Annotated in this window: 24 protein-coding genes; 4 read left to right on the top strand and 20 right to left on the bottom strand. The window is 50.2% G+C overall.

Features of this window, described 5'->3' with window-relative positions:
* Positions 1 to 198: 198 nt before the first annotated feature.
* The 7 genes from pckA to FLT43_RS25160 form a co-directional block, all read right to left on the bottom strand.
* A complete protein-coding gene (gene pckA / locus FLT43_RS25190; RefSeq protein ID WP_373994914.1) occupies positions 199 to 1794 on the bottom strand; it encodes a phosphoenolpyruvate carboxykinase (ATP) in 1596 nt (531 codons plus the stop codon).
* Between the two features lie 237 nt (positions 1795 to 2031).
* Positions 2032 to 3171 (bottom strand): toxic anion resistance protein, encoded by a 1140-nt coding sequence (locus FLT43_RS25185; protein ID WP_087440156.1) that lies wholly within the window; start codon positions 3169 to 3171, stop codon positions 2032 to 2034.
* A 22-nt stretch (positions 3172 to 3193) separates the two neighbouring features.
* Positions 3194 to 4882 (bottom strand): substrate-binding and vWA domain-containing protein, encoded by a 1689-nt coding sequence (locus tag FLT43_RS25180; RefSeq protein ID WP_244193992.1) that lies wholly within the window; start codon positions 4880 to 4882, stop codon positions 3194 to 3196.
* 12 nt (positions 4883 to 4894) lie between these two features.
* Positions 4895 to 5632 carry a hypothetical protein gene (locus FLT43_RS25175; protein ID WP_087440155.1) on the bottom strand — a complete coding sequence of 246 codons (738 nt, stop codon included), beginning with the start codon at positions 5630 to 5632 and terminating at the stop codon, positions 4895 to 4897.
* Between the two features lie 685 nt (positions 5633 to 6317).
* Positions 6318 to 7520 (bottom strand): IS256 family transposase, encoded by a 1203-nt coding sequence (locus FLT43_RS25170; protein WP_115057717.1) that lies wholly within the window; start codon positions 7518 to 7520, stop codon positions 6318 to 6320.
* Positions 7521 to 7887: 367 nt separating this feature from the next.
* Positions 7888 to 8175: a hypothetical protein gene (locus tag FLT43_RS25165; protein ID WP_087441538.1), complete on the bottom strand. Its 288-nt coding sequence runs from the start codon at positions 8173 to 8175 to the stop codon at positions 7888 to 7890.
* Positions 8172 to 8594 (bottom strand): VOC family protein, encoded by a 423-nt coding sequence (locus FLT43_RS25160; RefSeq protein WP_087441673.1) that lies wholly within the window; start codon positions 8592 to 8594, stop codon positions 8172 to 8174. The genes FLT43_RS25165 and FLT43_RS25160 overlap by 4 nt, the downstream gene beginning before the upstream one ends.
* A 119-nt stretch (positions 8595 to 8713) precedes the next feature.
* Between FLT43_RS25160 and FLT43_RS25155 the strand changes: the two genes are divergently transcribed.
* On the top strand, positions 8714 to 9685 hold the full coding sequence (locus tag FLT43_RS25155) for an alpha/beta fold hydrolase (RefSeq protein WP_087441539.1): 972 nt from the start codon (positions 8714 to 8716) through the stop codon (positions 9683 to 9685).
* 78 nt (positions 9686 to 9763) lie between these two features.
* On the opposite strand, the gene FLT43_RS25150 is transcribed toward FLT43_RS25155, so the two are convergent.
* The 4 genes from FLT43_RS25150 to FLT43_RS25135 all read right to left on the bottom strand — a co-directional run bounded on the left by FLT43_RS25150 (position 9764) and on the right by FLT43_RS25135 (position 12553).
* The gene (locus FLT43_RS25150) at positions 9764 to 10006 is read right to left on the bottom strand and encodes a DUF4318 domain-containing protein (protein ID WP_087441540.1); all 243 of its coding nucleotides are present in this window, start codon (positions 10004 to 10006) and stop codon (positions 9764 to 9766) included.
* A gap of 149 nt (positions 10007 to 10155) precedes the next feature.
* Positions 10156 to 10755 carry an acyl-CoA-like ligand-binding transcription factor gene (locus tag FLT43_RS25145; RefSeq protein ID WP_087441541.1) on the bottom strand — a complete coding sequence of 200 codons (600 nt, stop codon included), beginning with the start codon at positions 10753 to 10755 and terminating at the stop codon, positions 10156 to 10158.
* A gap of 105 nt (positions 10756 to 10860) precedes the next feature.
* Complete coding sequence (locus FLT43_RS25140; RefSeq protein ID WP_087441542.1) at positions 10861 to 11619, bottom strand: ABC transporter permease subunit; 759 nt, start codon at positions 11617 to 11619, stop codon at positions 10861 to 10863.
* On the bottom strand, positions 11600 to 12553 hold the full coding sequence (locus tag FLT43_RS25135) for an ABC transporter ATP-binding protein (protein WP_244194112.1): 954 nt from the start codon (positions 12551 to 12553) through the stop codon (positions 11600 to 11602). The genes FLT43_RS25140 and FLT43_RS25135 overlap by 20 nt, the downstream gene beginning before the upstream one ends.
* A gap of 408 nt (positions 12554 to 12961) precedes the next feature.
* On the opposite strand from FLT43_RS25135, the gene FLT43_RS30925 reads away from it, so the two are divergent.
* Positions 12962 to 13087, top strand: coding sequence for an Arm DNA-binding domain-containing protein (locus tag FLT43_RS30925; RefSeq protein ID WP_087441675.1), 126 nt, complete (start codon positions 12962 to 12964; stop codon positions 13085 to 13087).
* 87 nt (positions 13088 to 13174) lie between these two features.
* Here the strand turns inward: FLT43_RS30925 and FLT43_RS25125 are convergent, their stop codons facing one another.
* The 3 genes from FLT43_RS25125 to FLT43_RS25115 all read right to left on the bottom strand — a co-directional run bounded on the left by FLT43_RS25125 (position 13175) and on the right by FLT43_RS25115 (position 17250).
* Complete coding sequence (locus FLT43_RS25125) at positions 13175 to 14206, bottom strand: Cfr family 23S rRNA (adenine(2503)-C(8))-methyltransferase (protein WP_087441543.1); 1032 nt, start codon at positions 14204 to 14206, stop codon at positions 13175 to 13177.
* 253 nt (positions 14207 to 14459) lie between these two features.
* Positions 14460 to 15944: an Lsa family ABC-F type ribosomal protection protein gene (locus FLT43_RS25120; RefSeq protein WP_087441544.1), complete on the bottom strand. Its 1485-nt coding sequence runs from the start codon at positions 15942 to 15944 to the stop codon at positions 14460 to 14462.
* Between the two features lie 418 nt (positions 15945 to 16362).
* Complete coding sequence (locus FLT43_RS25115; protein ID WP_087441545.1) at positions 16363 to 17250, bottom strand: fructose bisphosphate aldolase; 888 nt, start codon at positions 17248 to 17250, stop codon at positions 16363 to 16365.
* Between the two features lie 412 nt (positions 17251 to 17662).
* On the opposite strand from FLT43_RS25115, the gene FLT43_RS25110 reads away from it, so the two are divergent.
* A complete protein-coding gene (locus tag FLT43_RS25110; RefSeq protein ID WP_087441546.1) occupies positions 17663 to 18286 on the top strand; it encodes a hypothetical protein in 624 nt (207 codons plus the stop codon).
* A gap of 139 nt (positions 18287 to 18425) precedes the next feature.
* Here the strand turns inward: FLT43_RS25110 and FLT43_RS25105 are convergent, their stop codons facing one another.
* Positions 18426 to 19190 (bottom strand): DUF3891 family protein, encoded by a 765-nt coding sequence (locus FLT43_RS25105; protein ID WP_087441547.1) that lies wholly within the window; start codon positions 19188 to 19190, stop codon positions 18426 to 18428.
* A gap of 294 nt (positions 19191 to 19484) precedes the next feature.
* On the bottom strand, positions 19485 to 19727 hold the full coding sequence (locus tag FLT43_RS25095) for a hypothetical protein (protein ID WP_143797165.1): 243 nt from the start codon (positions 19725 to 19727) through the stop codon (positions 19485 to 19487).
* Between the two features lie 173 nt (positions 19728 to 19900).
* On the opposite strand from FLT43_RS25095, the gene trhA reads away from it, so the two are divergent.
* Positions 19901 to 20542: a PAQR family membrane homeostasis protein TrhA gene (gene trhA / locus FLT43_RS25090; protein ID WP_087441549.1), complete on the top strand. Its 642-nt coding sequence runs from the start codon at positions 19901 to 19903 to the stop codon at positions 20540 to 20542.
* Positions 20543 to 20608: 66 nt separating this feature from the next.
* Here the strand turns inward: trhA and FLT43_RS25085 are convergent, their stop codons facing one another.
* From FLT43_RS25085 to FLT43_RS25070, 4 genes are all read right to left on the bottom strand, one after another.
* Positions 20609 to 21799, bottom strand: a complete 1191-nt coding sequence (locus FLT43_RS25085; RefSeq protein ID WP_087441550.1) for a GntR family transcriptional regulator — start codon at positions 21797 to 21799, stop codon at positions 20609 to 20611.
* Between the two features lie 113 nt (positions 21800 to 21912).
* Positions 21913 to 22269, bottom strand: a complete 357-nt coding sequence (locus FLT43_RS25080; RefSeq protein WP_087441551.1) for a Rieske (2Fe-2S) protein — start codon at positions 22267 to 22269, stop codon at positions 21913 to 21915.
* A 16-nt stretch (positions 22270 to 22285) separates the two neighbouring features.
* Positions 22286 to 23350, bottom strand: a complete 1065-nt coding sequence (locus FLT43_RS25075; protein ID WP_087441552.1) for an amidohydrolase family protein — start codon at positions 23348 to 23350, stop codon at positions 22286 to 22288.
* 41 nt (positions 23351 to 23391) lie between these two features.
* The gene (locus FLT43_RS25070; protein ID WP_087441553.1) at positions 23392 to 24954 is read right to left on the bottom strand and encodes an extracellular solute-binding protein; all 1563 of its coding nucleotides are present in this window, start codon (positions 24952 to 24954) and stop codon (positions 23392 to 23394) included.
* Between the last annotated feature and the right edge of the window lie 47 nt (positions 24955 to 25001).

Below are 25001 nucleotides of genomic sequence, written 5' to 3'. Positions count from 1 at the left end.
CCTCGGCGGTTACACCGTAATGCAGCTGTTCAAGCCGTCAAATTCATCGTTTTCCCGACCAAAACATCATTTTCAAGATATGTCGCCGCCCTGTTCCCTATGACATATTCCCGCCGCCTGAGTTTCTTCGCATAGACATAAGTCGGGGCTGCCTCTGCGTCAGTTCATGACGCCGGAGACAGCCCCTTCTCACGGCAGCTACAGCCGCGGGCCGGCAAGCTTGATAGTATCCGCTACACCGCTGAATTTTTCGAAATTTAGAGCAAAGAGCTGCGCCAGCTGCCTCGCCTTCCGATCATAGGCCGCTTTATCTGCCCATACGTTCCTCGGATCGAGCAGTTCATGGGGGACGAACGGCACCGCATCAGGGATAAGCATGCCGAATACAAGATGAGGAGTGAAGGATGCCTTCTCGATACTCCCATTCATAATCGCCTTGACCATCGCTCTTGTATACGACAGATTCATCCGCTCGCCAATCCCGTAAGGACCGCCGCTCCACCCGGTATTGACCAAATAAACCTTTACGCCGTGCTGCGTGATTTTGTCGCCGAGCATTTCCGCGTACACATTCGGTCTCAACGGAAGGAAGGGACCTCCGAAGCATGTCGAGAAGGTTGCTTCCGGTGCGGCGACGCCGCGTTCCGTACCCGCCAGCTTGGACGTATAGCCGGACAGAAAGTGATACATCGCCTGCTCCTTCGTCAGCTTGGACACTGGAGGGAGCACGCCAAAGGCATCTGCGGTTAAAAAGATAATGACGTTCGGATGGCCGGCGGTTCCAGGTATGATCGAGCCTTGAATATAATCAATCGGATAAGCGGCCCGCGTGTTCTCCGTCAGTGCATTATTATGGTAGTCCGCCTCGCCGGTTCCGGCTTTAATCCACACGTTTTCCAGGACGGATCCGAATCGGATCGCATTCCAGATTTGCGGCTCTTTCTCCTGCGACAGCCCAATGCATTTGGCATAGCAGCCGCCTTCGAAGTTGAATACGCCCGCATCGGACCAGCCATGCTCATCATCGCCGATTAAGCGGCGTTCCGGGTCGGCCGACAGCGTCGTCTTGCCTGTCCCCGATAATCCGAAGAACAACGCCGTATCTCCAGCCTCCCCTACATTCGCCGAACAGTGCATCGGCATGACGCCGCGGAAGGGAAGCAAATAGTTCAGCACGCTGAATATCGATTTCTTCATCTCCCCCGCATAGTGGGTTCCGCCGATCAGGACGGTCTTTCTTTCGAAGGAAATGGCAATGAAGGTCTCGGAATTTGTCCCGTCCACAGCCGGATCCGCCTTCATGCCAGGCATCGCAATCACGGTAAATTCAGGTTTATGGTACGGCAATTCATCTGCCGCAGGGCGGATGAACAACTGGTGAACGAATAGATTTTGCCACGCATATTCATTAATAAAGCGGACAGGAAGCCGATAGGCCCGATCTGCCCCTGCATAGCCATCGAATACGAAGAGCTTGCGGCTCTTCATATAATGGATCGTTTTGTTATACAGCGAGTCGAACTGTTCGGGAGTAAGAGCCTGATTCACTTCTCCCCAAGCAATATGGTCTGCTGCGCTCGGATCCCTGACGATGAACTTATCCTTCGGGGAACGTCCCGTATATTTGCCTGTCGTCACTTGCAGCGCGCCTGTCGAGGTGAGATGTCCTTCTCCGTTCAGGACAGCGGACTCCACCAGCTTGGCAACCGCCATATTTCGGCAAGATTCATCCACATGAAAACTAGCTAATTGAGTTTTTTCATTGTTTTGCGTGATCACGGTTATCCTCCCCATTCCACTACTACCGGGTTCTTGATTCATCTCGACTCCCCCAAATAGAAGATGTATATTTTATCCTTACGAATTAATGTATAATATAACTAAATAATACGCAATATATAAAAGCGTATTAGCGATATCTAATTATTTATGACGTCATTTTGAAATTGTTTTCATAATTGTCACATAGAAAAGTCCAAAAAAGTCCACGAATTGTCGTGGACTTGAATAATTGGTTGATGTTGGTCGAACCTACAATCCCAACTTATGCCCTCTTTCCAGGCGTTGAATCTGCTTCTCGCCGTCATCGGCCAACTCCCGGAACTGGTTGATAGTGTGGCGCATCTTAGGCAGCGCATCCTGCTTATAGGCGCTAATCGAATCCAGAGCCGACATGACATCGGAGAAGGCCTGCTTGAGCGTATCGACCGAAATATTGGCTTCAAGCGATTGCTTCTGGATTTCGGCCCCTTGGTTTTTCAGCATGCGCGACGTGCTGGCGATGAGGTTGTTCGTTGTTTGATTTAACAGCTCGATTTTTTTCAAGACGATCTTTTGATTGTAAAGCGCGCTCGCGACGGTTACAGAGATTTTCAGCGCCGATATCGTCACGTTTTTCGCTCTGTCTACGCCGCGAATCAATTCTTTATTATTCCGGACGACGACCTCGATCGCCATAATCCCCTGCTGGTTGACGACCAGCATCTGCTGCAGATCCATCACCCGTTGACGCAGCGGGAACAGCACTTCCTCGGTAATAAACCGGATTTTGTCAGGGTCTTCATTGCGCAGCTTCGCCAACTCGATTTGGGCTTCGATCGATTCATCCATCATTGTCCCCAGCTGTATTTCCTTTTGCAGCTTTTTGGTCAGATCCCGCAGCGTCTGCTGCTCGATCTCCAACGTCGTGTTATCGTTTTTGAGCGTGGTCTTGCCCTTCTCCAAGGAGACGACGATATCCGCGATGACGGAATCGGCTTTTTGGTACTTGAGGAAGTAGGCTCGCAGCGGATTGAACAATTTGCCCAGGAACCCGGTCTTCGCGAAATCGACTACGCCCGGGTCCAGATCTCTTAGCTGCGTGTGAAGCTCGGCCAGCCCCTTGGCCACGTCCCCGCCTTCATCGCCGGTCTTGGACAGCCTTCCGATCGACACCTGGAGCAGCGCATTTTTCTCGGATGATGACCGCATCGTGTTCATACCAAAGGCGTCAATCGATTGCAAAATCTCTTTGCGGTTCTCCAGCGACTCGATATCGAGCGTCATAATGGTGGCGACATTGGCATCCGCCATTTCTTTGAGCTTCGCCACTTCCTCGGGGACCGGCTTAACCTCCTGTTCAATCGCCGCTTGAATTTCTTCCGGACTGGCTACTTCCATTGAAAATGACATCGTAATCCCCCTTTGGTTTCCCTTACATTTGCACGTTGAACAGGTTGCCGAGCTTATAGACGACATCATCTGTATCCGCGTTAATGCTGGCCGCTTCATTGATGCTTGAAATCGTCTCCAGCGCGTCAATGTTGGCGTTATATCCGATCGTATAGATCGGGACCTGATAGACCTCGATTAATTCCTTGGTATCCTTCAACGAATAGCCCTCATTCGTCTCTCCGTCGCTCAAGACAAAAATAAGAGGCTTCTGATTTGGATTCGCCGCCAATTCATCCTGAAGCATCTTCAACGCCACAACGATCGCATCGAAGGTCGCCGTGCCCCCGCCGGCTTGGAGGCTGTTCACCGCGCCTACGAACATGGACTGGTGGTTCGCGTCGTACTTGCCGATAGGCAGATTGATGGAGACAGAGCTTGAATAAGAGACAAGGCCGATGCTATTCTCTTTCCCTAAATATTTCTGGCCCTTCAACAACGATTCTTTCAAACGGTTCAGAGGTTCGCCCGCCATGCTGCCGGACACATCGGTTACGAACACCGCGGCAATCGGCTTATTGACGTTTTTCTTTTCTTTCCATAATTTTTGGGCAGCGGACAGAAGGTTGCCGTCTACGGCATCAAGCTCCGACTTGTAATCTTCGAGCTCATTAAAGCCCTTCTCCTTCCCCAGCTTCTGATATTTATCCTGCGTAACGAAGTCCGCGAACTTTTGAATAATATCCTGCTTGCCCTGCGGCAGATCGCCCAGCGCATAGAGCGGACTGTCATGCCGTACGCCAAAAGGAGTGAATACATATCCCCCCTTCAAGTCCGGCGCATTGGCATATACTTGATACTCCAGCACAAAGCCGTCCAGCACGCCCGACTTGGCAGCATCCCGCATCTGAAGCGTCGTGGACGCAATAAACGGCACATTCGCCTGGAATTGCTCGAACCCCCGGACCGCCTTCTCCCCGAGCATATTGGAACTGTCGAATGCCGACAGCGCCGTTACGAGAAAATTGAGGCCGGTAGAGCTGGCAAACGGATCGGTATATCCCATCGAAAACTCATTATTGGCTATCGCTTCCGTTATCGTGTTGACATTCACGGCACCGTACTTGTCTATCAGGGCATCATACTTCGGCTTGGCGATGACGATGCCGGGAACGTTGCCGACAAGCCGTTCGGACACCTGCTTCGTCTTGACGCCGCTCGCCTTGACCATTTCGCCCCAGAACTCGTTGGAAGGGGTGAAGGCGTCCGGTACGTATTTGCCGGATTTGATATAGTCAGTGGCCGTGCCGGAAGCGATATTGCGAATCTTGACCGAGACAGGCTTCCCGTTCACCATAATGTTGGCCTTATTGAAGTCGGTCGCCGCCTCAGTCAGCCAACCGTCAATGCCGGTGCCCGCTTTTTCAATCGAAGAAAAGATCTCCACATACTGATTCGTCGTGTTTTTAACGGTAATCGGGAATTTCGAAATATCGGGCAGCGACGCGGCCAGGTCGATCGGGTCCAGATCGATCTGCCCCTTCACCGGAGCCTCGGTCGTTACCGGGATATTGGAGTACAGCTTGCTTAATTGCTTCGCCGCCTTTTCCGAGCTGACCTGGACCTGCGGCTTCCCCCAGTTCGAGGTCATGTTAATCCCGAAGTACACCAGCCCGAACACAACGGCCAATATTACACCAGATACAAGAAAAAACTTGTTCTTCTTTGCCAAACCAAGCACCTCTCACTGTTTATAATATTTTGTCTGCTTAATCAGTGAATCAATTTCCTGCATGCAAGGCATATTTTCAATGTCACCCGGATCGAAGCTATCCAAGCGGGAAATCTCCAGCAGCAGCTTATCCAGCTTCAACAAGATTTCCTCATTCGTGCCTAGAGAATCGGCCATAAAAGACAGAAAATCCTGATACAGCATTCTCTTTTCCTGGAGAAGCCTCTGAGAGAAACGCGGCGTTTTCTGACTCATGACACGCTCGAACTCCGCTTCGTCAAAGACGTGGAGCCGGTTCAAAATACTTCTGACGTTGAGGTAGAACAGCTTCGCTACCTCCTGAATGACGGAGGCGAATTTCTTGTAGCTTAACTCCGCCGGATCGAAGCGCTCATTCAGCACCCGGTAGAGCGTGTCGTTCTTTTTGGTTAACCGCTCCAACTGCTCCAGCCCAGTCACAACATCCCCTTCCAGCGATCTGACCTGCCGGTAGCGGGCGAGCGCTTCCACATACTCTTCATGTGTGGTGATGTGCCGCACAGGCCGCACGTCAGGCGGTCTGAACAGCCAGATATAGCTTCCGTACAGCAGCGCCAGCACACTGGCTAGCAGCAGCGTTACCCCGAACGCGGACTGAAGCGCGTCTCCGCCGATCTCCACCCCGATAATTCCGGGCGAGAACACGAGGATATTTATGATCACAACAGCGAAAATAAGTCCCAACAGCTTTATGTACTTGGTGTCAATCAACGGGCTACACCTCCTCTGTTCTCATAAGAAGTACGCTCAGCTGTTAAATAAGTCACATTTTTTCAATGCAAATTCGTCAGAGTCCAATAACGCATCGACGATTCACGACGGCAGGCCTCCGCTTATTGCCCGGCCGCTTGTGCACATACGAGTCCGCAGCGTTCATGAACGCTTGCCCTTCATGCCTACGATATGCAAAAGAAAGGGGCGAGTGCACTCTTTCTTATCGGCGTAGCTATCCTCTCGTGCCCCCTCCTGCCGCATCACTTCGAAATGGAGGCTTCGAAACATTAAAAAAATTTAATGTACTATTCGACAAATTTCCTCAATTTCCTTTTTGTAACTTCATTTTTGTGATTTTAGTTATGGATTAGTGACGCGAAATGATATTGGAAGCTGTGTTTTGGAAAAATAAAAACAAAAAAATCCCTTGGACTTTCTCAACAGCCTGATTTACGGGATCCAAGAGACGCGTCGGATCCTGGGGGCATCGCCGCCTTTTGGAGGCATCCTTGTTTACTGGAGGCATCGTTGCCTGCTGGAAGCATCCTTGTCTTCCGGGGCTTGAACGAGTGGCGGAAATTGCTGCTATTTTACAGGAGTTTTGGCTCAATGAGTCCACGTCCCGGTCAAGTCCAAATTTATGTGTAAAATCCTCGATGAGATTGCCAGAGCAAAAAGATGCCTAAGCTGCAGGCCTGTTGAGCTTCTTCCGCCACTCATGGTACTCTTTCATCTCGATATACTTTTTCCCGGCGGACCACTTTTCGTCCTGCTCCATTAACAAGGCTCCAAAAAGACGAAGGACAGAGGCTCGGTTGGGAAAAATGCGAATGACGCGTTCTCGACGCCGCAACTCGCCATTTAGACGTTCTACAGCATTTGTGGTGCGCGTACGTATCCGACAGGCAGCCGGAAGTGCCAAGATCGCTGTCGCATCGTCAAAACCCTCTTCCAAGACCCTCATGGCCTTTGGAGCTTTGTCTTCAAATGCTTCTTGTGTCCGCTTCAGCAGTGTACGGGCACTGGTCTCGTCCGCGGCTTCGTAGATGGCCCTCACATGGGCCTTCAATTCATCACGGCATGCTTTAGGAGCAGCGTCCAGAATATTACGCATAAAGTGGGTTTGACACCGTTGCCAGGTTACGCCTTGGAAATGTTGCCGTATCGCACTTACCAAACCACCGTGATGGTCGCTGGTAATGACATCAACACCGTGCAACCCGCGACTTTTGAGGTGCGTAAAGAAAGCTCCCCACGTTGCAGCTGACTCGGTATCATCTACGGTAAGTCCAAGCACTTCCCGGTAGCCCTCCGCATTAATCCCTGTTGCAATCATTACGCCACGTGAGCGCACACGACCGTCTTCCCGGACTTTGACGTACAGGGCGTCGACAATAAGAAAGGGATAGGCCTTGTCCAGTTTTCGGTTATTCCACTCCTCTACGAGGGGATCCAGTTGTTTGCATAGCTCACTAACGGTCGATTTAGAGAACTCCGTCCCGCACAGTTCTTCGGTAATATTGCTTACTTTTCGCGTTGACACCCCATTGAGCACCATCTCCATCATGGCTAAGACAAGGGCTTGCTCACTGCGTTGGTACCGAGAAAAAAGTTCCGTAGAGAACTGACCGTTGCGGAAACGCGGTACTTGCAGGGTTAATTGGCCCACCCGTGTTGTCAGCCGATGAGGGTATGATCCATTACGGTAACCTGCACGTTCTTCTGAGCGCTCATAGTGCCCCGCCTTCAGCTGTTCCGTTGCTTGTGCCTGCAACACTTGATTCAAGATGGACTCTAATAGGGCCGCAATCCCGGCATCTCTTGATTCGGATAAAAACAGTTGATGCAAAAGTTGTGAATCTAGGGTAATCTGGTATTGAGTCATAGCTAGATCCTCCTTCGGAATGTTGTCTCGACAACCTCATTCTATACGAGGATCCTTGCTATGGCTCTTCTTTTTTGCCATTTGCTTTTTACACAATTATATGGACTTAGCTCACGTCCCGAGGAATTGCTGCACAGCTACATCATTTTAGGCCTTTTGGCTCCAAGTCGTAGCGAAACGGGTGAAATTCCTGCAGTTTTGCAGGATTCCCTTTCTGGTGAACTCATCCATATCGAATTGCTGTATTTGCGCAGGATTTCACCTACCAGATAGACGTATCTGGACAAATTGTACAGTTTTGCGGATTTCGCCTACTGGATAGGCGTGTCTAGGGAAAGTGTGCAGGTTTCAGGACGTTGGAAACTCCTTATTTTACGAAATCGTGGAGATTGTCCATTTCTATACTCAAAATTTGGCACCCGTAGCGTTGAAATCGATTTTTTTCTACTGATGACGAGTCCAAATGAAGTGCCGAAAAATACATAGCGCGCTGTTTTGCTAATTCAATGTGCTGCTTCTCTTCAGCGTTCTGCTTCTTCAGCGCCGGCCACGATTCACGCTGAGGCGGAAGACCTGCTTCCCCCGTTAAAAAATTTATAAATTCTATAATATACAAAAAAACGGCATTTCTGCCGTCTTTGCGAACGAAGCTCAATCCTCGATTTCCCACGCGGGATTCCAGACGATTTCCCACAGATGACCGTCTGGATCCATGAAATGCCCCGAGTAACCTCCCCAAAATGTTTCATGGGCCGGATCCGTTATCGCAGCCCCGGCCAACCGGGCCAGTTCCATAATCGCATCCACTTCTTCTTTGCTGCTGACATTATGGCCAATGGTCATTTCGGTCGAGCTCGGCGGTGACAATGGAACCTTTGCTTCATGGGACAGATCCTTGCGATTCCAGATGGCCAGCTTTACACCTGCTTGCAAGTCGAAAAAGGCCACCGCTCCATGTTCAAATTCTTGGCCTATAATTCCTTGTGTCGGCAAACCCAGCCCATCGCGATAGAAAGTCACCGCTCTTTCCAAATCATCTACACCTAACGTAAGTACCGTAATCCGTGGCTTCATCATTCCGTCGTTTGCCTCCAGTCATTTTTTTCTTAAGGTATATCATAGCTTATTCCACTTGACCATTCCAAATTTTACCTTCATAATAGACAGTATAATGTCATTTATGAGGTGAGGTTATGAAAAACAGGTTGAACAGGGAAATTTTTTTTACCGAATATGTATCGATCAATGGTATCGATCAATTCCTGTTTCACTCGGGAACAAGCTGCGATAACCCGGTAATGCTATTTTTGCACGGGGGGCCCGGAGCAGCGAAATCATTGTTCACGCGGGTCTTTCAACAAAAATGGGAAGAAATCTATACGGTAGTCCATTGGGATCAGCGCGGGACGGGAAAGACCTTGACTCGAAATCCCGATAAGCTTCCTTCCATTGCTTTGATGCTTCAGGATTTGTTCGAGGTTATCCAATATTTGAAGCGTCAATATCACATGCCAAAGATCGTGTTATTCGGCCACTCCTGGGGAAGTGTGTTGGGGTCCGTATTTATTAAGCAGCATCCCGAAGACGTAGCCTATTATATCGGTGCTGCGCAGGTTGTGAATATGCTTCACAATGAGCAGGTAGGGTACAACAAGGTGAAAGAATTGATCGAACAGGCCGGCGACAAAAAATCGCTGAAGAAGCTGGAGAAAATAGGGGAATATCCCGGCGGCAAAATCGTTTTTGACCGTGCTTTTCTGCAAAAATGCGAAGCCGTACGCAAGCTTCAGGGCCAGTACAACTTGGCGCTAAAAATCGATCTCGCGATCTGGCTAGCCGCTGTGACAAGTCCGATTTTTCAGCTGTCTGATATCTCTTCATTTAAAAAAGCATTCCAAGCCAATCAACAAGTGTTGGATTATTTATCCGACTTTGATCTGACCTCGGAATCCGCAGAGTACCAGGTGCCCGTCTACTATGTATTGGGTGAATGCGACTGGCAGGCCCCATTTATCATAGCCGAGAAATATTTTGCAGAGATAAGCGCTCCCGATAAAAATTTATATATCATTCCGGGTGCCGGACATTCACTCATGATGGATCAGCCTCAATTGTGCTTTGAGGCCCTAGCGGATATTCACGGCAAAGGAGAACAAAGACACTAGCACCGGCGCGTCGGTTTGAGCTGCGATTGCATCCTCTCAGGCACAAAAAAACGCAGCCGTAGCGGGCTGCGTCTTATTTTAAACTTCTTTGAAATGGAGCACAAAACCGGGGCGTCCTGCGTTTTCAACCTGACATTGATACACGACATGATCTATTGAGATAATTGCAGGTCTATCACGTTCGATAAATTCGTAGGTCACCTTTTCCTTTATGCAATAGCGCTCAATTTCATTTAAAAACTCTTGCGTATTTTTGGGGAGTTGATCTAATTCAACCGAGAACCCCTTTTTCATTAACTTCTTCCAAAGACGTTCTGACATGAGTCCTTCCCCGCCTTCATAATTAAACGATCATTGCTTTTGGTACCGCCTAATACAAATTCCTCATAAAAGGCCAAACCAATATCCCGCCACACAATCGGCGTTTACGGCTCCATTGTTCTGCTGCTGGTTATTCCTGTAGGGTTTTATCATAGCCGTAGACCTTTCTCAACGACTTCTAGAGCTTCATCCAATAATTTGGCAAACTCTGATTTGGTAGCCTCGGCATTATAATCCATTAACGATATATTTACCCCAACGACCACCCCGGCAAAGGTTCGTACTGCCAGATCATCGGAATTTCTGCCTGTTCGTGTGGCGACAAGCTGTGTTAACAGCTGCATCATCTGAGTTAAGTTATTCATCGCTGCCGCGCGAAGCTCCGGGACCATCAAGATCAGTTCATTTCGCTGACGTGTTGTCTCCCACTCATCGTCAGTCATCCCGGCAATTCCCGAAATCATTGCATTTCGAACGGCTTGTAAGGAACTCAACTCTGACGGTTGATTTTCAAATGCGGCGACGAGAAGAGGATCATAATTATCGGTTAACACTACGGCCTCTTTTGTTGCAAAATAACGAAAAAATGTACTCGGGGAGATCTCTGCAGCTTCTGCAATTTGTTCCACCGTTGTCGCATGATAACCATTTTCCCGAAAAAGCCTTAATGCATGCATCTGAACATTGGCCATCGTTTTCGCTTTTTTTCGCTCACGCAATCCGACTTTTTGTTTCGCACCTTCAGACATCCTTTTGCACTCCTAACCAAGTTCAACTCAAACCCCGAAACGGTGACTTCAAGCATATTGTCACTTACATTAGAGTCAATGTCAACTTACACTCAAATTCATATTTTACAAATCTCTATGAACTAACCTCCTCCAGCCCACGCAACCGCCGATCACAAATACGGCGAGCGCTCCAATCACAGAGCCCCCTGCAAGCCCGGCCCCCTGGCTTATTGCGTACACATCAAACAGGTTAAAGAGCGACACGGCCCCCAGCCATTCTAATGCTGTCAAATCAGAAAGCATGTAGAGCAAGAACATGAGAAATACTATTCCGATTCCAAGCGATAACGCACCGCGTTCGGAAGTAAGCCAAGACGTTAGCGCATAACCTATTCCCATAAATCCGAGAATGATCAACAGACCAGCCGCCATGACGCTGCTTACAACTGCAACGTCATTCATCACGCCTAAACCTTTGCCAATCAGCAGCACAATACCAGTGGATACACCAGCGATAATCACGACTTTTGCAACATGAGCCGCACATTTTGCCAGATAGATATCCGTTCTACTGCGGGGGGTTGCGAACAGAAATTCGGCAGTATGACGATCCCGCTCCTTTACAATGGATCCGATTGACCAGTTTATTGCGAAGCATCCTAGAAGAAGCACGAAAAACATAAACGGTTGACCGGCCATCCATCCTTCAAAAGTTGAAAGTGCAGTGGAACCCGTATGATCTGTTCCGCTGGAGATTTGGCTATCTAAATAAGCCTTAGATGCGGCGGCCGGGATTGCTTGAAGCGCTGCAATCACACAAAGAGCGATCCAAAAACTCCGTTTATTTTGACGCCACTCCAACTCAAACAACTTGCTCATCATTGGGCCCCTCAACTTTCTTTTCTTTGTTTTGGCTGTACTTTTCCATAAATCTCTCCTCAAGAGACAATTTTCTAAGGTTCAAATCTTTAATGGGCTTATCAGCAAGAAGGGAAAGCAATCCATTCAGGCAATGATCCTCTACCCTTCCGCTACAAACCCCATCGATATATTTCGAATTGGGATCTATATTTAGCAGGCCATATGTTTGCCTTAGATCACCTGATTCTTTAAAGATCACCTCGTAAAGATGAGCCCCTCCTCTGGATAGATCGGGAACAGAAGAATCTTGAATGATCTTTCCATCTCGTATAAATGCGACCCTGTGGCAGAGCTTATCCACCTCGGTTAATATGTGAGTCGACAAGAAAACCGTTGTACCGTTTGACTCATTTAATTCCCGAACAATTTCGAAGAAGCTTTGCTGAGCGAGGGGATCAAGCCCGGAGGTAGGTTCATCCAGGATAAGCAATTCAGGCTCATGCAGAAGTGCTAGCAGTATGCCTAGTTTCTTGCGATTTCCTAAGGAGTAGGTTCGGATCCGGGGTTTCATCTCCCATTGCAGTCTCTGCGCATATTCGGGAATCCTGGTTTTTTTCACATCAATTCCATGAATGCCTGCTGCAAGCTCCAGCATCTGTTTTCCGGTTACATCCGGGTAAAGTCTAATCTCGGAAGGCAGATACCCGATTCGGCTGCGTATCAGTGGATTATCCTTCTTTATTCGTTCGCCAAGAACCGAGATATCCCCGGACGTAGGGCTGATCAGCTGCATGAGCAAACGGATTGTAGTCGATTTTCCTGCGCCATTTGGCCCAATAAATCCAACGATTTCACCTTTTTTTACGGCTAGATTTAAATCCGTCACCCCTCGTTTCAAGCCATAAGATTTATGTACATTGTTCATATGAATGGCTAACGTCTTTTGGCGCTCCAACGCGATCACTTCCTTTCCGCAATTGATAAGACACAACGAAACTATTCCTTAGCTTCAAGACTCTCGTGTCGTTTTCACCATAAAAATGCCGCTGCAAAAATCCAAATAGAAGTAAATCCATCCGGCCGATATATCGGTGACCCATTGCCAACCCATTTCCAACAAGACGCCGAATCGAGGATCAACCAACGGGTGAAGGGTTCGAGTCTGATATACAACAAACATAATAGAATTCCGAACGGAAGCGAAGCCAGTACCCACCTTCTTTACCATTGCGAATTCAAGCTGAAAGCAATTTTATTTTGACATAAGCTTTCATTTAACAATCTATATCTTTTTAGTCTTACTGTCAATATTCCATTTATCGAATGACAAACCGAAGCGAAGCAAAGAACCTTTTGGTTCGTTATCAGCGCTGGGAAGGATGAACAGGGTAAGCGAAGACAAATCAAATGTCGTGGCTTTCGAACGGAGAAGGAAGCTGCCAGAGAGATAAGCTTGCTCGCTACGTTGGTATCGGGCAAATTTAAATAGTTCTAAAGCGGCTGCCCTCTTCACGGCAGCCGCTTCTCTTAACTGTCGCAAATACATTGCGGCAGGCATTGTATGTTAAATTTCAGACTAATCGGTTCGGTATAACTGACCGCATGCCGCATTAATGTCCGATCCGAATTGAGTTCGGACCGTAACGTTCACACCATGTATCTTCAACGTCCGAACGAACGCTTTGATCCTTTCGGGGTCAGATGGCAAGTAGCTTTGAGGCGTCACTTCTGTCGAATTGTAGGGAATTAGGTTCACGTGGTAGAGATGTTCCCAAGATCCCCTTCCCCTCAACAGAGCGGCAACCGCTTTCGCATGCTCCGTCGAATCGTTGAACCCTTGAAGAAGAATATACGCGATATACACCTTTCTCCCCGTATGCCGGATATGGCGATCCAATGCATTCAGCACGTCGCGGAGCGGAAACCGCTTATTGATCGGCATCAGTTCGCTCCGTTGATCGTCGAACGGCGAATGCATCGAGAAGGTAAGATTGACCTGGGGAAACTCCCGCGTCAACCTATCAATTCCTGGCAACAGGCCGATGGTGGAAATCGTAATTCTTCGATGTCCTAAACCGAAGAGATGCGGGTTGGTCAAAATCGCCAGCGCATCGAAAAGGTGCGGGTTGGCGAGCGCCTCCCCCATGCCCATGAAGGACACGCTGTCCAAGGCGTGGCCGTTCAAGTGAAAGTGAAGCAATTGGTCGGTAATTTCGTCGGCGGTCAGATTTCGTTTCAGGCCGATGGTACCCGTGGCGCAAAAGCGGCACCCGAACCCGCAGCCGCACTGAGTGGAAATACAATACGATTTCCACCCCCGTTCGTAGGTAAGTCGTACGGCCTCTACGCGTTCGCCACCCCCGATGGCAAACAGCACCTTGCTGACCTGCTGCGATGTGAGTTCCTTTACTGGAATAACGCTGGAGACGTACGGACCAAGCGACCGGGTCAACTCTTCTCGCAAAAATTTCGGCAGGATGGTGATCCGTTCGTATTCAGCAATTTTTTGTTTGAAAATAGCATCCATAATTTGCCCATACCGGTACGCAGGCTGCTTGAAGTCGGACAAGATCTGTCCAATCGTTTCATATTTCGAGGTTGGTTTCATGTGTTCTCCTTACCGCCGGAGAAAATGCAAAAAAGAACCGTCGAACGGCGCTTAATGCGTCATTAACCAACTACGCAGGAATAAACACGATGCGCTTGCGGACATAATCGCTACGTGCATCTGTCGATAGATTGGTAAACCTCCGGCAACAGATTTATTTTTTTGTGAACCGGGTCAACCGGAAGGAACCGGTCCACATAATCATCTACAACCTCAACCTCAATGATCATCGCTTTCATCCTCCTAGAGTGTGTTAAACTTTCAGTTCCACAATTTTTGTCGCGATATGTTTACAAAACTCGCTGTCGTGCTCCACAAAAAGGATAGTCGGCGAATGCTCCAGCAGCAGTTCTTCGATTTGCATCCTGGAAATGACGTCGACAAAATTAAGCGGTTCATCCCAAACATGCAAATGAGCGCGTTCACAGAGGCTTTTCGCGATCAGAACCTTCTTCTTCTGACCCCCGCTAAAAGAAGCGATGTCCTTTTCGAATTGCAAGCGCGAAAAATCGAGTTTTCTCAAAATCGCTTTGAACAAGCTTTCGTCAATCTCGCTGGATCTGGCGAATTCCGACAAATTGCCCCGCAACTGCGAGGTATCTTGTGAAACGTAGGAAATTTTCAACTGGCTCCCTTTTCGAAACACGCCTGAATGAGGAATCTCCTCGCCGCAAATCAGTTTGAGCAAACTGGATTTGCCTGACCCGTTCGGACCGGAAAGCACGATGCGGTCCCCTTGCTCGACAGTAAAGCTGATGTCGCGGCAAACGTTCTTCTCTCCATAATGAATCGAAATGCGGTCAAGCTCGACCAATTGGTGTTTATGATAAGTCATCTGCGATATTTTCAGGCTTTCCGAGCTATCGACGTTTCGCAGAAGCTGGGATCTTTCCTCGATCGCGGAATGCTGTCTTTGCTCGATTGATTTGGATCGCTTCATCATTTTGGCGGCCTTGTGACCGATGTATCCTTTGTCGACCTTGGAGCCGGAGTTACGGGTGCCGTTTTTCGTTTTTTCTACTTCGTGCGACCAGTTGCTTGTTCGCTTGGCCGCTTCGGACAGCCTCTTGATGTCCTTCCTCAGCTTTTCGTTCTCGGCCAGTTCGAAATTGTCCTGTCTTTGTTTATTCTCCCACCAGTCTGAAAAATTTCCGTTCTGGATTTCGATATTGGTCTTATTGATCGAAATAATGTGATCCACACAATTGTCGAGAAACGCCCGATCGTGTGACACCAAAATAAAACCGCTCTTGTCGTTCAAATAATCACTTACTAGCTTCCGAGCATGCAGATCCAGATGATTTGTCGGCTCGTCGATCAACAAAAAGCTGTTTTCCTTCAAAAACAGGACCGCCAGCATTACCTTCGTCTGTTCTCCATTGGACAACGAGTCGAACGGTCGGTACAACACATCCTCTGACAACTTCAGCAGCGAAAACTCGCGCATGAGTTGCCAGTGCTCGTAGTCCGGATAGATGTCGGCTACCACATCGAATGTATAATTTTCCTTGTGTTCGACGTGGAACGGGAAATACTCGAAGCTGACGTTAGAGGAAATCGTTCCGCTGTATTCATACCTGTCAAGCAGCAGATTGAGAAACGTAGTCTTGCCCCGGCCGTTCCTCCCCGTAAAGCCCAATTTCCAGTTGGTATCGATTTGTAAACTTACATGCTCAAAAATGTTGTCGTAACTGCCGTCATAGGCAAACGTCAGGTTAGTTACCTTGATCAATGACATTCCAGAAACCTCCTTGGTTCACAAATAAAAAAGAGCCGCAAGAAAGTTGACCTTTCTTACAGCTCAAAAAAATAAAGCAAATCCAACCCTAGACAGAGTCAGATAAGGAACTATTTTTTGAGTGAAAAGAATAAGGTAACTTTCTTGCCAATAAAGAACAAAACAGAGCAAACAGAACTTGTTTTATTCTTTAAAATTAAGCAAGAAATTTTACATTATCCTCTTCAACTCCTATCGTAAGCGTTAGCGCAATAGTAACATACCCGATATTTCATTGCAACTAACTCTTCGATGAAGACACCATTGATTACTAAGCCTTCGATCTTGCTCGATAAGCCGGCGTCATCTCTGCCAGTGAAAAAAACACGCCCTTGATAGGCGTGTTGATGACATAAAGAAACAATGATTTTGTTACATCTCAGTTGATAGATGCTTCGTAGATGGATTGAATGGAGCGGGACAGTGTCGCATTGAATTCTTCGTCTGTCTGCTGAGCAGTCAATCCCTCCGACAAGGCGCGTGAAAAGCTGGCGATTAAGCCGTGATTCCGGGCCAGTTTTTCATTCGCTTCCCTTCGTTCGTATCCGCCCGACAAAGCGACAACTCGGAGCACATGCGGCTCCTCGATCAACTCGCGATAGAAATTCTCTTCGGTCGGTATGGACAGCTTCAGCATCACTCGTACGTCCTTATCCAGAGCGGACAATTGCTTGAGAAGCTCATCCTTCAAGATTTGTTCCGATTGCTGCTTATCCTTGCTATAAATATCAACCTCAGGCTCAATAATCGGAACGAGCCCCATCGACAAAATCTGTTTGCCGATTTCGAACTGCTGCTCGACCGCTTTACGAATTCCTTCCGGGTTGGCTTCTTTAATCACCGAACGCATTTTTGTACCAAATATATGCTTATCCACCGCCCGCTTCAACAGGTCGTTCAAATCCGGGATTGGCTTCATCATTTGAACGCCATTCTCCAGATCGGCCAGTCCTTTATCAACCTTCAAAAAAGGAACAATGCCTTTCTTCTCCCACAAATAATCGGCGGTAAATTCATCATCAATCTTGCGATCCATCGTATTCTCGAACAAGATGGCGCCCAAAATATAGTTCGAATCAAATGCCGGACTCTTAATAATCCGCGTTCTCATGGCGTGAACCAGCTCGAACATCTCTTCGTCATTGGAATAGCTGTCTTCCTTAATGCCATACTGCAGCAGCGCCTTTGGCGTGCTTCCGCCGCTCTGATCCAACGCCGCTATAAAACCCTCTCCCGTATGAATTCGCTCCATTTGTTCTTTTTTCATCAGTGTTTCTCCTTCCTTTCCGTGGAATGGATGACCTCTAAATCCGGAAAGCTCGTTAACCAAACCCGTCGGTCACAATAGAAACAGAACTTGACGCTTCACACTAGCCTCGGACGCGCTCACCGTATCGGGCCGAATACAAGAGTAGCCGGCGATCAGGTTCGGCATGCCCGTACGTCAGGTAGAGTTTCCTATATTGTACAATAAATTCACGAGCGAAGCACGGTGATCGGTCGAAGCCGCGGCAGGCGCTTATGTCAGAGTATAAGCCGCAGGATGAACGGAGGCGTGTCAGGCTGCGCTGCAGGCTAAATTCATCACTGCTCTGTTTACTCGTCCAACCCGCTTCCTGCCCGTTCGCATATCCTAGAGGTGTCAAGAAAACATACTCTGCTAAAGGGAGGTGTGATTCATGCCCTTTTTGGGACAGACCGTTGTTGCTAGTGGTGCAAGCACTTATATTGCAGCTGACCAGCTGACAGCTATTAACCTTGCCGCGACAGTCGATCCAGACCATAAGGCAACCGTCATTCCGCGATTTCCCGCATGGCCCAGTATCACGAAGTACGTTAATGATAACGGAGGATTTAGTGATGTGGTCCCAGAGTATATTTGGGATTCAACGACTACCGATAATCAGGTAAGGGCGTTTGCAGCACTAAGCGGCGGGGTTGGCAGTCAGGTGAGCCCAGTAACGATGAGTGTAAGTCTCACTGTTTTTGCAGATAACGCTCATATTGCGCGCATCGATGTTTACGATTTCTCCGGATCCTCTCCCGCTTTTGTCGAAACCCTGACTCCTCCCGTTCTTACGGATGGAAGTCTGGACGCCAATACTGGCCTGATAGAGACTCCTCCTTATAACTGGCAGGACATTCGCATTTATAATAAGCAAAGCAGTCCGCTTCCTGCAGGAGGCATATATGGAATTATCGTTTCCTTCACGGTTGTAAATTACTTGGGTCCTACCCCGCCAATAACACCTGGCAACCCGGCTGGCTTAATGTTTTATGCTAATGTGGAGTTTTACACCTGACCGTCAACGGACTACCCCATGATAGACAGACAACACGGAACACAAAAGAACCCCCTGCCGTCCTTCCGTCGCAGCGGGTTCTTCCCATCATCAAGCCATACTCATAAGTAGACAATCATTCCGTTAAGAGACTTCCCTCTTACCTCACAAAAGTCAACGTCTGCTCGCTCCATTCAGTCTGGCGATACGCCTTGCCGATGCCTGTCGCTTCAACCAGCGAGTCCGGCACCACCTTGGAACGCAGCTTCGTCGTGAACGGCGCGATGAATGGGAAGGGCGTGACCCGCACCTCCGTCTCGCTCGCCCACTCCGCGATAAGCTGGGTGCCCGTCTCCGGATTGAACGCCTCTGTCCGTTCGAACCCGTCCTGGTACCACGGGAATTCGTCTTCCTTGGCTGCCCCGGGCTCATTCAGGCAGACATATAAGGAGAGATCATCGCAGAACTGCAGCAGCCGAAAATGCTCCATGACCGCTTGATCGTCAAGACCGCCCAACTGCGCGCGAATCCGCGCCTGACGCGCCCGTTCATGCCGCAAAAATTGAATGATCTCGGGCTGCTCCTCCGTCCGGAAGAAGGAAACGAAATGCAGGCTGCACAGCAGCGCCGCATACGCATTCATTTGTTCGATCTCATCCAGCCCAATGCGATAAAAGGCAAGCTTCGGCACAATCGGGTAATCCATAAAAGTAAATGGCTCCGCATCCGCATCGTTCCATATCGGTGTATGATCGAGTCCGATCCAACTGCGATCATGCTCGTAGGCAGCCAATACGACCTCCTCCCAACGATCCGTTCCCCCGACGCGGGCAGGATCGAAATGCTTGGCCGCTTCTCCGGAAATAAATCCGTGGTCATGCTGTTGAATAAGAACCCGTTCCCCATTCCGTGTACGCATTATCATGGCTTAACGCTCCTTTTGCGAATCTGAATGCCATTTCGCTTGAATTGCCGTTCAAGTTGAGCTACTCTGATGTATGGAGGATCTTTTTCGCTCTTCCTATTCTATGTATAGTGTAAAGGAGGCTGCTCCAATGAGCAAAGCCAAACGCCAACGCCGCAAAATCGAGCGTTCCGGCGGCATCAACCCCGACATCGTCCGCAACACCTGGACACGCAAGCCGCACACCCAGATTGTGCCGAATAAGAAAGCCGAACAGCGCCGGATGGCCTGCCGGAAGGGCGGGGGCGCTGTTCCTTATTTTTCTGCCGCTTCTTGCTCCACTCGGTTCCGGTTCCGTTCCATCCACTCCCGCCTCCGCAATGCTTGACGCTCCTTCGCATTGACCTCCCCCCGCTGATTCATTAGCACAACGCTAATCATTCCGATCATCGCTCCGATTCCAATGAAGTAAGCGAACTCTCCGATGTACGAATACATGATTATTAGCGCCATCGCCGCGGCACAGCCGATTGCCGTACCTATCATCAGTCTGTTCATCTCTGTCCTCCTCTCCAGAGTCCTGAACTCCGCTTCGTTCCCGGCAACAACATACATATCCGTCTTGAGCTCGTTAAAAAATAGGTAAAGCCGTGCGCAAGGATTTGCAGACGCCCCCATCGTCTTATACAATGAAGGTATCGAATACCAGCGGGCAGAGAGGAAGATTCGCTATGGCCAATACCCATACTTATTCGCGGGGTGAAGAGATCGCCAACGCCATTACCCACGGCATCGGCGCCATTCTCAGCGTTGCCGCTTTGACCCTGCTTATCGTCTTCGCCGCATTGTATGGCGAACCGATCCACGTTGTCAGCTTTACGATTTACGGCATTTCCATGCTGCTGCTCTATACGTCGTCGACCTTGGTGCACAGCTTCCCCGAAGGCAGAGTGAAGGATCTGTTCGAGACGTTCGATCACGCCTCGATCTATGTCTTTATCGCCGGAACGTATACTCCGTTTGTCCTTATCGCACTGCCGAAGATGCTGGGGTGGAGCCTGTTCGCGGTCATCTGGACGCTGGCCGTGGCCGGGATCGTATTCAAGGCCTTCTTCACGAAGCGCTTTCTCTTCATGTCGACCATCCTCTATATCGCCATGGGCTGGCTCATCGTATGGGCCTGGAACCCGTTGTCGGCGGCGATGCCTGGAACCGGATTAATCCTGCTTGTTACGGGAGGGCTGCTCTATACCGTAGGCACCGTATTTTATGTGTGGCGGGGATTTCCGTTTCATCATATGATCTGGCATTTATTCGTGCTTGCCGGATCGGTCGCTCATTTCTTCGCCGTGCTGACCTTGGTGCAAATATGAAGACGGCTTGAATGCCATTGATGGTAAAAGATTCGCCAATCTCCGTTCACGGGATTGGCGATTTTTTTAGGCGTGCGTATGGTTCGAATGCAGGCAGGGCCCGGTCGAACGGCCGATGATCAGCTTAGGCTCGAGAATGACTTTGCGGTACTCGGTGTCTGTCTCCTGCCGCTCGATGATCTCGGTCAGAATCGTCGCTGCCCGCCGCCCGATTTCCATCTCATTTTGATAAATATAAGTGAAAAAGCTCTCCTCGCCCTCGTCATTCTCCGGATTGTCGAAGGTGAGAATCGACATATCTTCAGGCACCCGCAAGCCGAGCCGCTTCGCCATCTGCACCATCCGCAGGCCCAGCTTCCCGTCCAGCGCGATATACGCGCTCGCGATCCCGCTCTTCATATGGCGCGCCAGCTCCGAATCATCCGCTTCTTCCCCGGCAGGGAGCGAGAAGCCGGTGACGATGAGCGACGGATTGATCATGCCGCCATGCTGCTCGAATGCACTCATATATCCGGAGATCCGATCATGCACGCTGACGCATTCCCGATACGCATTCGTGCAGAGCGCAATATGGCGGTGGCCGTTCTCCCACAGATGATCGACCGCCATCCGGGCTCCGGCCCGGTTGTCCGAGCAGACAAAATGAGTCTCGACGCCCCGTAAATACCGATCGATAAGCACAAACGGAAATCCGTTGACCTTCAACGACAGAATTTCTTCATTATAAGTCTCTTCATCGGCCGGGAACAGCAGCAGGCCTCGGACGCCCATCGCGATAAAATCGCGGATCTGCTGCTCCTCCCGCTCCTTGGAGCCGCCGCTGAACGCGATAACCAGCGAATAACCATGCGCCCGCAGCGTATCTTGAATCGCATTGATAAGACGCATCGCGAAATAATCCTCCAACGTCGGCATCACAAAGCCGATCGTTCGGCCCGGCGCAGGCTCAGTCCGATTCGGCTGACCCGGGCCCACCGCCGGAACGGCCAAGGCCGCCGGTTCGGAAGCTTCCCCATACAGCCCGGCCGGCAGTTCACTGGCGACAAAGCTTCCTCTGCCGGGGACGCGGTATATCCAGCCTTCCTTCACCAGGGCCGACAGCGCATTCACCACCGTGATCCGGCTGACCTTGAATTGCTCCATCAGTTCCTTTTCCGTCGGAATCCGGTCATTCGGCTTCAAATCGCCTTGACGAATTCGATCCTCGATGTAGCGGTGTACCTGAACATACAATGGTGAACGAGAGTCATAACCCATTCCAATCCATCCTTACTTGTTTTGATATAACATATATGTTATATCATTTGTAGCTGTCTGGCAATGACTGCCCCGGAGCGCCAGGCTCCAAGCGAGACGTCGTGTACGCCTGCTTACTTCCCCAGCACGACGCCGATTTTTCCATTCGCAATCTCCAATTCATACTTCTTCACCCGCGTCCGGTCGCTGAACAGCGACTTCCCGGTCTTGATATCGAACTCCCACCCGTGCCACGGACAGCGCAAGATTTCGCCCTTCCGGCTGTATTCGTACTCATAGACGCCCGATGGAAGATTCGTGCCGGAGACAAGACCGGCGCACATCGGCGCCCCTTGATGCGGACAATAATTATGGAGCGCATAGAACTCCCCATCGATCCGGAAAATTCCGATTTCGCGCCCTTCCACTTGAACGACGACATGACCGCCTTCGGGAACATCCGCCGCATCCAGCACAACATGTACCGCCATAATAAGTGGCCTCCGTTTACGGTAAGTTATAGAGCTTTTTCGCGTTCTCGTAAAAGATCTTGCGCCGGGCCTCCGGCTTCAGCTTGCGCAGAATCATATCCGGCGCATCGAAATCCCAATGCGGATAATCGCTGGAGTAGAGAATCATGTTCTCCGCATCGAACATATTGAACAGGTCAACCAGATGCTGCGGGTTGTCCGGCTCCTCGATCGGCTGCGTCGTCAGGAAGCAATGCTCCGCGACATACTGGCTCGGCATCTTCGTCAGCCACGGCACGGTGGAGCGGAGCGCCTTGTAATTTTTGTCGAGCCGCCACATCAAGGGCGGAAGCCAGGCAATGCCGCCCTCGACGAGCACCACCTTCAGCTGGGGGAACTTGACGAATACCCCCTCGCATACGAGGCTGACCAGGTGGGCCATGAACATTTGGGAGAGACAGGTGTGCCACTCGATGTATCTCGCCGGGTACCCGGCTGCCGTCGGAGCGGTGGAGCTTCCTCCGCCTTCCGCCCCCGGATGAATCGCGACGGGCAGCCCGTGCCGTTCGGCCGCTTCGTAGATCGGATGATAGAAGCGGTGCCCCAGCGGCCAACGCGCGGCGCTGGAAATAATCACTTCGACGATGTCGGGATGATCCCCGACACGGTCGATTTCCTTGGCGGCGAGATGCGGGTCCAGCGTGGACACCGCGATCGCGCCTTTGAACGCCGGATGCTTGCCCAGCCATTCGGCAATCAGGAAGTCATTGTAGGCGGAGCAGATGGCCGCCGCATAATCCGGGTCATGCGTCGTCGAGATGTTGTAGACGACGCCCGTCAAAATGGCATACTCGATATTGTATCCCTCGATCAACTGATTGATCAGGAGGCCGGGATCGGAGCCGGCTTTGCCGCCCCCCGGCGGGATCGAGTCCTTCTTCATGACGCCGATCGGCGAATAATAGCCAGAGCCTGCATACCCGATGCCTGATGACGCTACCCTCGACTTCCACGGCTCCGGCAAATACGGCACCAGGGCCGAATCGTCCTGCTCATTGTGAACATCCGTGTCAATGACCTTGAATGCTTCTCCTGCTCCCACAGCGCTTCCTCCTTCGTCCCCGCGATTTACAAGGCGCGAACTTATTTCTTACCGTATGTCCGGGTATACGCGGCATCATACATATGGAGCAGGTCATCGGCGCCGAGCTTCTTCGCCTGATCGAGGAATTGCTGGTACGTCTCGTCATTGATTGGCGTTTTGCCGGTGACGAACTCCGTTAATTTTTGCTCCAAATATTTATTGAGATTGTTCAGCTTCGATTTTTCCAGCTCCAACTCCTCCTCCGTCTTCACGATTTGCTTCGGTGCCGGCACGATGTACGGCTCATACTTCTTGTTGATCTCTTGGCTCTTGTCGCTCAACCCGCGCTCCCAGACCTCGCGCGACTTGGCATTGTCCAGCGTAATCAGGTCGTACCATACGCCCCACTCCTTGCGCAGCGTATTGAACGGAGAAGTGCCGAATTCCTTCATATATACCGGCTTGCCGTTCTCAATCGTGTACGTCTTGCCTTCAATGCCGAGCGACAAATAGTTCGAGCCTTCCTCGCCGACGAGATAATCCAGGAACTGGACCGCCCTGTCCTTATCCTTGACCTTGGCGGATATCGCGCGCCCCATAGCCCCGATGACCGGACGGGAGAACTGGTAGTTCTTGATGCCGTCTGCGGCGACCTGCGGAATCGCATCCAGTTCGAATGAGGCGGTGCTTGCCTTGCGTCCCTTCTCCGTCAGAGATTCCAGGTCCGCTTTCCAGAAATACGTCACGAACGACCTACCCTTCAGCATGCGCTCCTCCCACTGTGCCTGTGTCAGCAAGGAATATTCCGGGTCAAGCAGCTTTTCCGCATACAGCTTATTCAAAAAGATCAGCGACTCTTTATAGCCGTCGCGGTACGGCGCAAAGGCATATTTATCGGTGGCCGGGTCGATGTTGAAGAAGCCCTGAATGCCGGTGAACGCCCGGCCGAATACCGTGTACAGTCCCGTATCGCCTACAATCCCGTTCGAAATAAGCGGGTAGGAGTCCGGTTCTTTTTCTTTGAGCGTCTTCAGGAACTGGTAAAATTCATCCATCGTCTCCGGCGCCTTCAGCCCGTGCTGATCCATCACGTCTTTGCGGGCATACCAGATGAAGTTGAACCCTTTTCCTTCGGCATCCCCTTCAATGACGGGCACCGTATAGATGCCCCCGTCCGCGCCGGTGGCGACGGCTGCGGCTTCCGGATATTTTTCATAAAAAGCTTTCAAATTCGGAGCTTGATCCAAATAGTCCTTCAAATTCAGAAATATGTTGTCAGGTCCATGATCCCGGCCCTCCTGGGTCGTAACCTGAATGAAATCGGTGACCGAGTTGGTCGCAATCATAATCTGTCTTTTCTCGATGAGCCCTTCCTGGCTGACGATTTGAAAATCGACACTGACGCCGGTCTTTGCCTCGATCTCCTTGAAAATCTCCCAATCCTGCCGCACCTTCCCCTCCACCCGGTCATACGCCAGCCAGGAAAATTGGATCGGGCTCTTGCCATCCGAGCCCCCGGATTCGCCCGGCGAAGCTCCTTTGTCCTTGGTAGAGCATCCTGCCGCAGCCACGATAACAAGCAGAGCGGCGGCTAACATCATTGCGAACGATCTTTTCTTCATGTCTGAACCTCCTTCATCTTCATCGCTTCAGATTTCTCATTACCTTC

The sequence above is a fragment of the Paenibacillus thiaminolyticus genome, from assembly GCF_007066085.1.
Lineage (GTDB): Bacteria > Bacillota > Bacilli > Paenibacillales > Paenibacillaceae > Paenibacillus_B > Paenibacillus_B thiaminolyticus.
The sequence above is the reverse complement of the archived record's forward strand: the minus strand, read 5'-3'. Positions and strand labels throughout refer to the sequence as shown.

Excerpts from the sequence above, each read along its gene's own strand:
- FLT43_RS25150 (WP_087441540.1), bottom strand. The coding sequence starts at position 10,006 with ATGTCAGAACGTCTTTGGAAGAAGTTAATGAAAAAGGGGTTCTCGGTT.
- pckA (WP_373994914.1), bottom strand. The coding sequence starts at position 1,794 with ATGGGGAGGATAACCGTGATCACGCAAAACAATGAAAAAACTCAATTA.
- FLT43_RS25115 (WP_087441545.1), bottom strand. The coding sequence starts at position 17,250 with ATGAAAAAAGAACAAATGGAGCGAATTCATACGGGAGAGGGTTTTATA.
- FLT43_RS25110 (WP_087441546.1), top strand. The coding sequence starts at position 17,663 with ATGCCCTTTTTGGGACAGACCGTTGTTGCTAGTGGTGCAAGCACTTAT.
- FLT43_RS25145 (WP_087441541.1), bottom strand. The coding sequence starts at position 10,755 with ATGTCTGAAGGTGCGAAACAAAAAGTCGGATTGCGTGAGCGAAAAAAA.
- FLT43_RS25125 (WP_087441543.1), bottom strand. The coding sequence starts at position 14,206 with ATGAAACCAACCTCGAAATATGAAACGATTGGACAGATCTTGTCCGAC.
- FLT43_RS25095 (WP_143797165.1), bottom strand. The coding sequence starts at position 19,727 with ATGAACAGACTGATGATAGGTACGGCAATCGGCTGTGCCGCGGCGATG.
- FLT43_RS25105 (WP_087441547.1), bottom strand. The coding sequence starts at position 19,190 with ATGATAATGCGTACACGGAATGGGGAACGGGTTCTTATTCAACAGCAT.
- trhA (WP_087441549.1), top strand. The coding sequence starts at position 19,901 with ATGGCCAATACCCATACTTATTCGCGGGGTGAAGAGATCGCCAACGCC.
- FLT43_RS25185 (WP_087440156.1), bottom strand. The coding sequence starts at position 3,171 with ATGTCATTTTCAATGGAAGTAGCCAGTCCGGAAGAAATTCAAGCGGCG.
- FLT43_RS25155 (WP_087441539.1), top strand. The coding sequence starts at position 8,714 with ATGAAAAACAGGTTGAACAGGGAAATTTTTTTTACCGAATATGTATCG.
- FLT43_RS25170 (WP_115057717.1), bottom strand. The coding sequence starts at position 7,520 with ATGACTCAATACCAGATTACCCTAGATTCACAACTTTTGCATCAACTG.
- FLT43_RS25160 (WP_087441673.1), bottom strand. The coding sequence starts at position 8,594 with ATGAAGCCACGGATTACGGTACTTACGTTAGGTGTAGATGATTTGGAA.
- FLT43_RS25120 (WP_087441544.1), bottom strand. The coding sequence starts at position 15,944 with ATGTCATTGATCAAGGTAACTAACCTGACGTTTGCCTATGACGGCAGT.
- FLT43_RS25080 (WP_087441551.1), bottom strand. The coding sequence starts at position 22,269 with ATGGCGGTACATGTTGTGCTGGATGCGGCGGATGTTCCCGAAGGCGGT.
- FLT43_RS25140 (WP_087441542.1), bottom strand. The coding sequence starts at position 11,619 with ATGATGAGCAAGTTGTTTGAGTTGGAGTGGCGTCAAAATAAACGGAGT.
- FLT43_RS25070 (WP_087441553.1), bottom strand. The coding sequence starts at position 24,954 with ATGAAGAAAAGATCGTTCGCAATGATGTTAGCCGCCGCTCTGCTTGTT.
- FLT43_RS25085 (WP_087441550.1), bottom strand. The coding sequence starts at position 21,799 with ATGGGTTATGACTCTCGTTCACCATTGTATGTTCAGGTACACCGCTAC.